Genomic DNA, 12,161 nt, shown 5'->3' on the forward strand with positions numbered 1-12,161 from the left:
TATGAACGTACTGATGGTTGCCTCGGAATGCGCGCCCTTCGTTAAGACCGGTGGGCTGGCGGATGTCGTTGGCGCACTGCCTGCCGCACTGTCCGACCATGGCGTCGACTGCCGCATTCTTTTACCGGCCTATCCCTCGTTGCAGCCGTTGCTCAGCGACGGGCACCAAGTCGCTAAATTCGACGATTTGCCAGGCGGGTATGGGCAGCTTGTGTTGGTTACGGCCGAGGGCGTTGAATTGCTTTTGCTGGATGCCCCGCAACTGTTTGATCGTCCGGGCTTGCCGTACACGGACCCCAATGGCGAAGATTGGCCGGACAATCATCTGCGCTTTGGAGCATTGGCACAAGCCGCAGCGCGAGTAGGTCTTGATGGTGTCGATGGCTGGAAACCTGATATTGTTCACGCACATGACTGGCAGGCAGCGCTTGCGCCCGTCTATCTAAAGCAGTCAGGTCAAAATGTACCCAAATCCATTCTGACCATCCACAATATCGCCTATCAGGGCCGTTTTGGCCCCCATGTTTTGTCCGAGCTGGGATTGCGAGGTGATTGGTTTCATTCTGAAGGGCTTGAGTTCCACGGCGATCTTGGGTTTCTGAAAGGCGGTTTGATGTTTGCCGATCGGATCACAACTGTCAGTCCGACCTATGCCCGTGAAATCCTGACGCCGCAGTATGGGATGGGCCTTGAGGGTGTTCTTCAATCCCGAGCGGGTATTCTCAGTGGCATTCTGAATGGCATTGACACCGATACGTGGGACCCTTCCTCCGACCCTGCATTGGCCCGGGGTTACAATGCTCGAAGCCTTGGACGGAAGGCTGATAACCGTGCCAAGATTGCTGAACGTGTTGGGCTTGATCCCGACAGCATAGGCCCGTTGTTTTGCGTCATCAGCCGTTTTACGGAACAAAAAGGGCTGGACGCCCTAGTGGATGTTCTACCGCATATCGCAGAGCGTGGTGGCCAACTGGCTGTACTTGGCTCAGGTGACGCGGCGCTGGAACAGGGTTTTACCAGCGCGAGCGAGCGTTTTCCCGGCACAGTGGGAACGGTGATTGGATATGACGAAGCGTTTGCCCACCTGTTGCAAGGCGGTTCCGACGCCATTCTTATACCATCGCGGTTCGAACCTTGTGGCCTTACCCAGCTTTATGGGCTGCGTTATGGCACCTTGCCAGTCGTCGCCCGCACTGGCGGGCTGGCCGACACGGTAATTGATGCCAATGTCGCGGCCATTAGCGCCGGGTGCGCCACTGGATTTGTCTTTGATGAGGTGTCCGAAAGCGGCATTTTGGCGGTGCTGGGCCGGGTATTTGAAACCTTTGCGGACGGGAACAAGTGGCAGACGATGCAGCGCGCAGCGATGCGGCAAGCAGTAGGTTGGGATCAGTCTGCGCAGGAATACGCTCAGCTGTATCAAGGGCTTGTTGAATGAAGGATATCGGGCCCGTGCAATTGACTATACAACCGGGCAATCCGTCGCGACTGGGGGCGCATTTCGATGGCGAAGGCGTAAACTTTGCCCTGTTTTCCGAGCACGCCTCGCGCGTTAGCGTGTGCTTGTTTTCGGACGACGGCACAACTGAAGTTACCCGGTTGGATCTTCCCGAGCGCTACGGTGCGGTCTGGCATGGCTATGTTCCCGGCCTGAAGCCCGGGGCATTGTATGGCTACCGGATCGATGGTCCCTTCGCACCGGAACGGGGGCACAGGTTTAACGCCAACAAGCTTTTGATTGACCCCTATACACGCGAGTTCCACGGTCGCGTGGCCCACGATCCGGCCATTTTGGGTTATTTGCCGAATTCCCCTTACGGGGATCTGTCATTCTCCGAGAGCGATAGTGCGCCGTACGTGCCTAAATCCGTCGTTTCGCATCCCGACAGCTTTTCACCAGATGGTGTCACGCTTGGGCGGTGCTGGAACGGGACGTTCATCTATGAGGCGCATGTCAGGGGCACTACGATGCTGCACCCTGATATTCCTGACGCCCTGAAGGGCACTTATGACGGGCTCGCGTCACAGCCTGTTTTGGATCACTTAACGCGACTGGGTGTCACGGCTGTGGAAATCATGCCTGTCCATGCGTTTATGTCCGAAGGTGCGCTGCGTGCACGTTCAATGCGCAATTACTGGGGCTACAACACGATGGGTTTCTTTGCGCCCGAGCCTCGCTATTTTGGACCGTCTGGTGTTTTCGGGTTTCGCGCAATGGTCGACCGGTTTCACGAAGCCGGTATCGAAGTCATTCTGGATGTGGTCTACAACCACTCCGCTGAGGGCGATCATCTTGGACCAACGCTGAGTTTTCGCGGGATCGACAATGCTTCGTACTACCTGCTGCCCGACGGTCAGCCTCGCTATTATGTGAATGATACCGGTACTGGAAACACCCTGAAAGTCAGGCATCCGTTTGTGCTGCGCATGATTATGGACAGCCTCAGGTTCTGGGTGCAGTGCATGGGTGTCGACGGCTTCCGCTTTGATCTGGCCACGACATTGGCACGTGAGGCGCACGGGTTCGAAATAGGCGGTGGTTTTCTGGACGCCTTGCGGCAAGACCCAGTTCTGGCAGGCGTCAAGCTGATCGCGGAACCTTGGGATGTTGGTCCCGGTGGTTATCAGTTGGGGCGTTTTCCGCCCGAGTTTTCAGAATGGAACGACCGCTATCGCGACACGGTTCGCAAGTTCTGGCGCGGCGACGGGCATTCTGCGCAGGATTTGGGCTCGGCTTTGTTGGGCTCGGCGGATTTGTTTGACACCAAGGGGCGGCCGGCCTCGTCTTCGATTAATTTTGCAGCCTCGCATGACGGTTTTACATTGGCCGACACCACCCGCTACGTTCAACGCCACAATGCCGCAAATGGCGAAGAAAACCGCGATGGGCATTACAGCAACTACAGCGATAATTTCGGCACAGAAGGTGAAAGCGACGACCCCGATGTGAACGCCGCGCGCCTGCAGAGGATGCGCAATATGCTGGCCACCGTTTTCCTGTCGCAGGGCACCCCAATGATGCTGTCCGGAGACGAAGGCGGTAATTCCCAAAACGGCAACAACAACGCCTATTGTCAGGACAACCCAGTCAGTTGGATCGATTGGAGCACGCTCGACGAAGAATTGGTCGAATACACCGCAGCGCTATCGAGTTTCCGGGCTAAACATCCCGTTCTGAACCAAAACCGGTTTCTGCACGGTGCCAAGCGGGCAGATGGACATCCAGATGTCGAGTGGCGCGCAATGGACGGATCACCGCTGAATTGGCGTGATCCCGGATTGTCCAACCTGTGTCTGATTTTGCGCGGGTGTGCCGAGTGTGTCGCGGGTGACGCTTTGTCCGACGTGGTCCTGTTGGCCTTCAACAGAGAAGAAGAGGCGCTAAATTTGCGCTTGCCGTCAGGCGGAGAAAGGGTTTGGCGCCAAGAAATTGACACTTCGGTTTTTCATCAGTCTTCCATTGAAATCATCACTTCGACGACAGAAATTCCTGCAAATTCGGTGGCTGCTTTTGTCTTGAAAGAACGGTTGGCGGAATGACGGGTAGCGATGACAAGCTACGTCAGCTGGCACGGGATTGCGGCATCCATCTGGGATATTACGCCTGGGACGGAGAGTATCAGACGGCGAACCCGCAGACCCTGAAAGCGATGCTACGCGGGCTGGGCATTGAAGTTGATACTGACAGCGCTGTCGCCGAAGCATTGCAGAGACGTGAAGCAGAACGGACAGCGCGAGCGATCCCGACTGAACGGGTCATCCCGGCAGAAGCGCCTTTTGAGTTTGAGCTTACCCAGCCGTGTGAATGGCATGTCTTGGATGACGAAGGCCACGAGGTTCAAGCGGGTCGTGGGGATACAAGCGTCACGGTTCAACCTTTGCCCGTAGGGTATTTTACCTTGGTTTTGCGTGGCGCGGATCGCTGTGACGAAGTGTTCCTACTTAGTCGCCCGATACATGCGCCAACGATCGCTAGCTTAACCGGACAGCAGAAGGGATGGGGTGTTTCGGGCTCAGTTTATGCGTTGCGTTCCAGTCCAAACGTTGGTTTGGGAAATTACGCTGACCTCGGTCGGGCGATGTCTGCTATTGGTCAATCAGGGGCAATGTACTTTGGGATTAACCCTGTCCACGCGCTCGGATGGGCGGCAAATGACACCATCAGTCCGTACTCGCCGTCTCACCGTGGCTTTTTGAACATCGATCACATTGCAACGGGCACTCAGCTTGAAGCAGTTTCAGGTGAAACGTTGATCGACTATCAGGCTTTCCGCGAAAAGCATCGCCCTGAATTGGAAGCGGACTATCAGCGATTTCAAAAAACCGCGACAACGGCCCAACGTTACGATTTTCAGGCCTTTCGTCAGGCTGAAGGACAGGAATTGGTTCAGTTCGCGGCATTCGAAAGAACCAGCGAAACGCATGGCGGCGACTTCCGCCACTGGCCTATGCATTTGCGCCAACCCGAAGGGGCCGCAGAAACTTCCCGAGATCTTTTCCACGCCTGGCTACAATGGCGGGCTCATTCTCAGATCAAGGAGGCGCAAGAGGTTGCGCTTCGGTCTGGCATGGCGCTGGGCCTTTACCTTGACCTTGCAGTTGGGGCGCGACCCGGCGGTGCTGAGGTCTGGATGCATCAGGACTTGATTGCGCAAGGCGTGTCGATTGGGGCGCCGCCTGATCAGCTCAGCCCGGCTGGGCAATCATGGACTTTGGCGGCCTTCGCTCCCAACAAACTTTCGGCAAACCGCTATGAACCCTTCCGAACATTGCTGAGGAAACTTATGGCGCAAGCCGGGATTATCCGGATCGACCATGTACTGGGCTTGATGCGCAGTTTCTGGGTGCCTGAGGATGGCAGCCCGGGTGGCTACATCTCACAACCTTTCGACGCATTACTGGCTGTGGTGGCCATCGAAGCCTGGCGCAATCATTGCTGTGTCGTGGGTGAGGACTTAGGGCTTGTGCCCGATGGGTTCCGCGAACGCCTAAACACATCTGGCCTTTACAGTTATTCGGTCTGGCAATTTGAAGGCACGCCGCAAGGCGCCTTACGGGCTGCGCAGGAATTGCGGCCGTTCAGTATGGCCTGTTTTGGCACTCACGACACACCTACAATCAGGGGGTTCTGGCGAGGGCGTGATATCGAGTGGTGGCGCACCATTGGCTGGTTGTCGAAAGAGCAGGCTGCTCGGCAGCACGGAGCGCGGGCAATTCAACGCACTTCGCTTCGTCAGCACTGCGGGATACCACCAGACGCCACATTGGATGGTGTCCGCCGCGCTGTGCACAGTGCATTGGGCAATAGCCCGGCAGAACTGGTGACGGTGCAACTGGACGACTTACTTGGTTGTGAGCAAGCCCAGAACCTGCCCGGTACGATTGACGAGCATCCAAATTGGAGCCGACCCTCGCCAGTGGCCGTTGAGGAGTTTGCCGCCGTGAAAGGTCTTAACGAAATACGCAATTCGATGGAGACGGCGAGGGGCGCCCCTGCCGCTATTCAACACAAGGAAACTGATCAATGCCTTCCGTGACGCATTCCTGCACACCGTTCTCAGGTCAGAAACCCGGGACATCCGGACTGCGAAAAAAGACGCGCGTCTTTATGGAACCCGGTTATCTTGAGAGCTTTGTCCAATCTATTTTCAACGGCATAGACGGAGCTGCGGGCAAAACTTTTGTTATTGGGGGCGACGGACGGTATTTTAACGCCGAGGCGATCCAGATCATTTTGCGCATGGCCGCCGCCAACGGCGCGAAGCGCGCGATTGTTGGCCAGAATGGTCTGCTGTCCACGCCCGCCGCGTCGAATTTGATACGTAAGCGTGCGGCAGATGGCGGTTTAATTCTGTCAGCCAGTCACAATCCGGGTGGAATTGATGAGGATTTCGGCCTGAAATTCAATAGTGCCAATGGCGGTCCGGCCGCTGAGAACCTGACAGAGAAGTTTTACACACAATCGCAGAGACTTACCGAATATCACACGCTCGAAACTGACGACATCAATCTCGGCCAGATCGGCGTATCAGAACTAGAAGGCATGACTGTAGAAATTGTGGACCCAGTCACCGATTACGCGGTGCTGATGCGCGAAATATTTGATTTTGACCGGATCAAAGCCCTTCTTTCCGACGGGTTCACTTTGCGATTTGACGCAATGCATGCGGTTACCGGACCGTATGCCACTGCCATACTTGAGGAAGAGCTGGGCGCCCCAAAGGGGTCGGTGATGAACGCAGTGCCATCGGTCGATTTTGGCAAAGGTCATCCTGACCCAAACCCGATTTGGGCGAAGCCTCTTGTGGATTTGGTAATGTCCGCAGATGGACCTGACTTTGCGGCTGCTTCGGATGGGGATGGCGACCGAAACATGATTTTGGGCAAAGGCGTTTACGTCACGCCGTCTGATAGTTTGGCTATTCTGGCGGCCAATGCTCATCTTGCGCCGGGGTATGCCAAAGGGTTGGCCGGGGTCGCACGTTCGATGCCCACCAGTGCGGCTGTCGATCGTGTGGCTGAAGACTTGGGATTGAACTGCTATGAAACTCCGACGGGCTGGAAGTTTTTCGGCAATCTTCTCGATGCGGGTCGCATCACGCTGTGCGGAGAGGAAAGTGCAGGCACCGGCTCGGATCATGTGCGCGAGAAAGACGGCTTGTGGGCCGTACTTCTGTGGTTGAATGTCCTGGCCGAGCGTCGGGTTTCCGTACGGAAAATCATGGAAGATCACTGGCAAACCTATGGCCGCAACTATTATTCGCGTCATGATTATGAGGCTGTGGACAGTGAAAAAGCCGCCAGAATGTTCTCTGAATTGACAGATCGGCTACCCGAACTTCCTAGAAGCACTGCAGGAGGTCTAGTCGTCGCGAAAGCGGATCAGTTCTCCTATGAGGATCCGATTGACGGTTCGGTCAGTAAAAACCAAGGCATTCGTATCTTCTTCAAAGAAGGCAGCCGCGGTGTGATCCGCCTGTCGGGTACGGGAACAGACGGTGCCACGATCCGCATCTATCTAGAGCAGTTCACACCCAGCGACGGAGATCTGCTGATGGAAACTCAGTCGGCATTGGAAGGCGTCGCCCTAGCAATGGCTCAAATAACCCGACTCCCCGAGATTTGCGACAGACAAGAACCAGACGTTAGGACATGACTAGGTTTACTAGGAAAGCTTGCGTTTAGCAGGGAAGGGGGCTTTTACACCCTTTGACTTAAAAAATTGCCTTTTAAGTTCTTCCTAACAAACCCCGAAACCACCCGTTTCAAGGTGATGTTGTGCGTACAATCTAAATGGCCGTGCTTAAGGCTTAGTAAGATTGCTTTGGGTTTGTGTGATAGCTCTGATGAAAATGGATTCTGTTAAGGAACAAAATCCTTGGGAACTCCAAAAACGGGTGAATTCACGCTTGTGCCTGTCAAAGAGTGTAGAAAAGCAATGAGGTTTTGAATTTCCAAATCCGACAGTTCGATCGGATGAATGTCGATCTTGTTGCGTTGACGGTCCATTTCAAGACGGTCTTCCCAAACCAGAAAATCAGCCTCTTTTAACCATGGAACGTCTGGCAATGCAGCCATCTGAGGTTGCCAAGTTTCCAAGCTCGCCTGAGGATTCAAATGATGGCGAATGATACTTTCAAGATCGGGGAAAGCGCCGTTGTGACCGTAAGGTGCAGTCAAGGCAACATTGCGCAACATCGGGGTGCGGAACCTATAGGCATCCTCTTGGCGGTTGCTTTCCCCCATGCGCCCGACATCACGGGCATAGGGATCCCATTGCCGGGTTCGACCCGGCCCAAATGGCGGCAGGCCCAGCGCATAGAATTTCTGATCCGACATTAAGGGACCTGAATGACAAGTGAAGCACTGCGCCCTCCCGTAAAACAGGGTCATACCTTCATTTTGTGCGGTCGACAGCGCATCGGTCTTGCCGGACAGATATTGATCAAACGGGCTGTCGGTACTGCGCCATTCAATGGCCATAAAAGCCGCCAGTGCGTTTGCAATTTGGGCGATTGTGATTTCATCAGTGCTTTCGATTTCATCAAAGGCAGCGACCATGGCAGGTCCATAGCGCGGATCGGTGCGAACCCGTTTCGCCAAAATCGGCCAACCCTTGTCGATGCGATCGTGGACCTCGCCTGTGACTTGGTTTTCGGCGACGTTTCCGGCCATCTCGAACTGCGAGGTCAGGGGGAACAGGGCTTGCGCAGCGAGCAGAGAGTTCAGCCCAGTAGGCAGCCACTCTTGAGCCGGAGAATTGAAACCATTGTCGTAGACGTCCGAGATGCTAAGGCGACCATCGTGGAAAACCGTGTGAATGTCCTTGGCCCCAAGGTTCCACAAACCCGGTGAGTTTCGGGGGATACGTTTGCGGATTTTGTCGGCTCTTGTGCCCGGTGTGCGATCCGGTCCAAGTCCTTTGCCACCTTCGCCAATACCCAGTGATAACCCATCCGAGGTGCCAAAGTCTGGATGGTGGCAATGGGCACAAGCGATGTTCTGATTGCCTGATAGGATTGCGTCGTAAAACAGTTGATGACCTATTGTTGCCTGATCCATATCAAAGGAAACAAAGTCATCATCGGTCAGAGGGCGCGGCAAATCCTGCGCTGCGGCCGAGCCGACCAAAAGGAAAAATAATCCATGCGCCAGTTTGTTTTTGCTCTTTGTTGCCTCGCGACCCCGGTGCTGGCCGAATTGGAGCAAGCCCGCGACATGATGGAGGATGGAGATTTTGAGGCTGCACGCGAGGAACTGCTTCCAGCAGCCCGGTCGGGGAACGCAGAAGCCGAGGAACTGATCGGTGTAATGTATGGCCTCGGGCTCGGAGTTGATCAGGACTACGAGAGGGCGTTTGAGTGGTATCTGCGAGCCTCGATGAAAGGGCATCCAGGGGCGCAATCGGGGGTTGGCTGGTATTACGAGCTGGGTCTGGGTATGCCTGCGCCCGATCTGGTGAGGGCTTACATGTGGTACACGCTCAGTGCCATTGGTGGCGATCCCGATGCGGCGATCAGCCTTGAGGAAGTGGTCAAGAAAATGTCGCCGGAGCAGATCGAAAAGGCGCATATTCTGGTCAACGACTACAAGGGGTGGATGTACCCGTTTCGGTGAAGGCCGGGCCAAAATGGCCCGACCAAACAACTTAGTTTAAATCAGCGTCGCGTGCGGCGTTCACGTCCGCCTCTGCCGCGGCAACTGCCTCGGTCAGAGCAATAAAAATCTCGTCACCGCGGGCTACGTTGGACTGGAACCAGTCGTAGACTGGTGTTGCGGCCTCTTTGAACGCAGCTTTCTGCTCTGGCGTTGGGACGTAAAGATCGCCACCGCCTTCAACGAAATCTTGATAAGCTTGAATAGATTTGCGTTTGGGCGACGCAAACGTGGCTTGTTGCAAGGCATAAAACCCGTCGACGACCACACGGCGCAGATCCTCGGGCATTTCCTGGAACTTGGCGTTGTTCATCCACCACATGGCTCCCATGTAGGCGTGCCCATCCAGCGTGAGGTATTGCAGGCCGGCGTCCGGGAACTTCATACCCATGATATCGGTGATACCGTTTTTCGAGCCTTCAACGACACCGGTCTGGAAGCTTGTGAACAATTCCGGCCAAGGGATCGGAGTGGGAGACGCGCCAAGTGCTTTGACCAGCTCCTGCGGAAGGTCGGCGACCACAGTACGTATCTTCAAGCCCTCCATATCGGCGGGCTCTGCGATGCGGCGCTGAGTGTTGGCGAAATTACGCCAACCACCGGTGTTGCCAATCGTCATCAGACGGATTGAGCCGCCAGAATCCTCCAGCGCCATTTCGCGCATTTTACGAGTGAAGTCGCCAGACAAAACATGCTCGGCCACACGGTCGTCGGCCATCAGGTACGGCAAGTCCAAAACCTGTACATACGGAAAGATACCAGAGGCTCCGCTGGACGTGGAAATGAAAATGTCGATCGTGCCGTCTGCTACACCCTGCAGACATTCCGCGCCATTCGAGCAGAGCTGTGTACCGATGAACAGCTCTACCTCGATGGCACCGTTTGAGGCCGCTTCGACATAGTTTTTGAAGACGATCAGGCCATCATAGTCCTCGTCGTTTTCGTTGGAGTTTGCGGTGGCGCGTAGCGTGAAATCTGCCGCTGTCGCCGCAATGGCGGACGCAGCCAGCAGCGATGTCGCCACCGCTGCGGTTTTGATGAAGTCTCTGAGCATGCGTTTCCTCCCTGTGACACTCAGTTCAGTTTGCAAATCCCGTTATCCTCGGGATCGTCATGGATATTGCGGGGACATAGGTGATCAAAAAGATCACTATGATTTCGACCGCCAGAAACGGCAGGATGGCCTTGGCGATGGTTTCCACTTTCTCGCGTGAAACGGCGGCGGCCACGAACAGAACCAGTCCCATGGGTGGTGTAGCAAGGCCAACGGTCAGGTTGACGCTCATAATGATGGCAAAGTGGATCGGATCGACGCCGAGGCTGGTGAAGATCGGGGCAAGGATCGGACCAAGGATAATGATCGCAGGGCCCGCATCTAGGAACATGCCGACGATAAACAGAAGCAGGTTAATCAGAAACAGAAGAATCAAAGGGTTCTCGGACAGATTCAGGATCAAAGACGCCAACTGCTCGGGTGCGTGGCTGAGGCTGACCACCGTTTTGAACGCCATCGCGGCGCCGACCAGTAAAAGGACCACGGCCGAAGTCAGACCGGCATTGCTGAGAATCTCGGGCACCTCTTTCAGCGTCAGTGTCCGCAGTACGAAGAAGCCAATGATGAAGGCATAGCCCACGGCAACTGCAGCAGCCTCCGTAGGGGTAAATATGCCACCCAGAATTCCGCCCAAAATGATGACTGGCGTTAAAAGGGGGAAGAAAGCCTTGAGGCTGGCCTGACGGCGCTCACCCCAAGTGTATTTCTGACTGGCGACTGGGAAGTCGTACTTGTCGGCCATGACCTTGATCATAAGCATGAGACCGACACCGACCATGACGCCCGGTACAATGCCTGCAAGGAACAAGGCCGCTACGCTTTCGCCCATTACGTAAGCATAGATGATCATGATGCCCGAGGGCGGAATGATCGGCCCGATTACCGAGCTGGCGGCTGTAATGGCGGCGGCAAAGCGGCGGGTATAGCCTTGTTTTTCCATTGCCGGGATCAGCATTGATCCCAGCGCAGATGTATCGGCCACCGCGGACCCAGATAAACCAGCGAAAAGGATCGAACTGAGCACGTTCACATGTGCTAGGCCACCTCGAAAATGCCCCATAAGCGCTTGGCTGAACTCGACCAGACGGATTGTAATGCCGCCTCGGTTCATCAGTTCTCCGGCCAGCATGAAGAAGGGGATAGCCATCAGCGGAAAGCTGTCCATACCATTGTAGACATTGCGATATAGCAAGGTGATATCGTTGGTCTGACCATTTAGCCAAAGTAGGATGCCGGGGGCTGCCAGCAGTGCAAAGAACACTGGCAGGCCGATCATCAGGAAGATCAGAAAGGTGGGCAGGAACCAGATCAGCATCTATTCAGCCCCCACCGGTCCGTCGGCAATCTCGGGCAGTAGGTCACCGCCGCCCATCAAAGTGATAACTGACCGAAGGATCAGCTCGATGTTCACCGCGATCAGCAGGATGACACCGACCAACAGCGAAGCCATCATCCAACTGCGCGGGATGCGGTACCATTCGTCAAACCCGAACGAGGTGGGTAAATACAGTGCGGCAGTCGCGAACTTGCCGCCGAAGCCTGTGACTTCGGACCAGCCGATATTCACAGCCACCAGAAGCACGGCCAGCGACACGATCAGCAGGAATAGGGTAAGTATTTGACCTAAAATCTGGGGCAGCATCATCGGCACCATGTCGATGGCAACAAAACCACCGCGCCGAAACGCCGTAGGGGCCATCAGGCCGGTCATCCAGAGCATGCAGAACCGGGCGGCTTCATCCGGCCAGGGTAGGGCGTTGCCTAGAACGTATCGGAAGAAGACTTGGATCAGGATTGCGATCACCATCAGGGCTATCGCAACGATTCCAACCGCGCGGCCCAGGCGCAGCGCGGCTTCATTCATGAACGCAATCGGTGCTAGCACCGATGTTAATCCGCCCATGCGGATCCTCCCTTGTTCAGCTGCAGGTTGGTCCTGCAGTCATCAGAA

General features: G+C 55.4%; 9 protein-coding genes. 5 read left to right on the forward strand and 4 right to left on the reverse strand.

Annotated features, from left to right (window positions below; all coding sequences use genetic code 11):
• Position 1 precedes the first annotated feature (1 nt).
• Genes glgA through ACR0L3_RS03180 form a run of 4 tightly spaced genes read left to right on the forward strand, consistent with a single transcriptional unit; the run spans position 2 to position 7,156 of the window.
• On the forward strand, positions 2–1,438 hold the full coding sequence (gene glgA / locus ACR0L3_RS03165; RefSeq protein WP_480743567.1) for a glycogen synthase GlgA: 1,437 nt from the start codon (positions 2–4) through the stop codon (positions 1,436–1,438).
• Positions 1,435–3,540, forward strand: a complete 2,106-nt coding sequence (glgX, locus tag ACR0L3_RS03170) for a glycogen debranching protein GlgX (RefSeq protein WP_480743568.1) — start codon at positions 1,435–1,437, stop codon at positions 3,538–3,540. The genes glgA and glgX overlap by 4 nt, the downstream gene beginning before the upstream one ends.
• Positions 3,537–5,537, forward strand: coding sequence for a 4-alpha-glucanotransferase (gene malQ / locus ACR0L3_RS03175; protein ID WP_480743569.1), 2,001 nt, complete (start codon positions 3,537–3,539; stop codon positions 5,535–5,537). Before glgX ends, malQ begins: the two co-directional genes overlap by 4 nt.
• Positions 5,525–7,156 (forward strand): alpha-D-glucose phosphate-specific phosphoglucomutase, encoded by a 1,632-nt coding sequence (locus tag ACR0L3_RS03180; protein ID WP_480743571.1) that lies wholly within the window; start codon positions 5,525–5,527, stop codon positions 7,154–7,156. Before malQ ends, ACR0L3_RS03180 begins: the two co-directional genes overlap by 13 nt.
• Before the next feature lie 206 nt (positions 7,157–7,362).
• On the opposite strand, the gene ACR0L3_RS03185 is transcribed toward ACR0L3_RS03180, so the two are convergent.
• Positions 7,363–8,631, reverse strand: coding sequence for a cytochrome-c peroxidase (locus ACR0L3_RS03185; protein WP_480743573.1), 1,269 nt, complete (start codon positions 8,629–8,631; stop codon positions 7,363–7,365).
• A 15-nt stretch (positions 8,632–8,646) separates the two neighbouring features.
• Here ACR0L3_RS03185 and ACR0L3_RS03190 point away from each other — a divergent pair, with 15 nt between their 5' ends.
• Positions 8,647–9,117, forward strand: coding sequence for a tetratricopeptide repeat protein (locus tag ACR0L3_RS03190; RefSeq protein WP_480743575.1), 471 nt, complete (start codon positions 8,647–8,649; stop codon positions 9,115–9,117).
• A 31-nt stretch (positions 9,118–9,148) separates the two neighbouring features.
• On the opposite strand, the gene ACR0L3_RS03195 is transcribed toward ACR0L3_RS03190, so the two are convergent.
• From ACR0L3_RS03195 to ACR0L3_RS03205, 3 genes are read right to left on the reverse strand one after another with little or no spacing between them, the layout of a single operon-like run.
• Positions 9,149–10,210, reverse strand: a complete 1,062-nt coding sequence (locus ACR0L3_RS03195; protein ID WP_480743577.1) for a TRAP transporter substrate-binding protein — start codon at positions 10,208–10,210, stop codon at positions 9,149–9,151.
• A 25-nt stretch (positions 10,211–10,235) separates the two neighbouring features.
• Positions 10,236–11,525 (reverse strand): TRAP transporter large permease, encoded by a 1,290-nt coding sequence (locus ACR0L3_RS03200; RefSeq protein WP_480743579.1) that lies wholly within the window; start codon positions 11,523–11,525, stop codon positions 10,236–10,238.
• Positions 11,526–12,113, reverse strand: coding sequence for a TRAP transporter small permease (locus ACR0L3_RS03205; protein ID WP_480743581.1), 588 nt, complete (start codon positions 12,111–12,113; stop codon positions 11,526–11,528).
• Positions 12,114–12,161: the final 48 nt, after the last annotated feature.

Source organism: Ruegeria sp. CK1, from assembly GCF_056536545.1.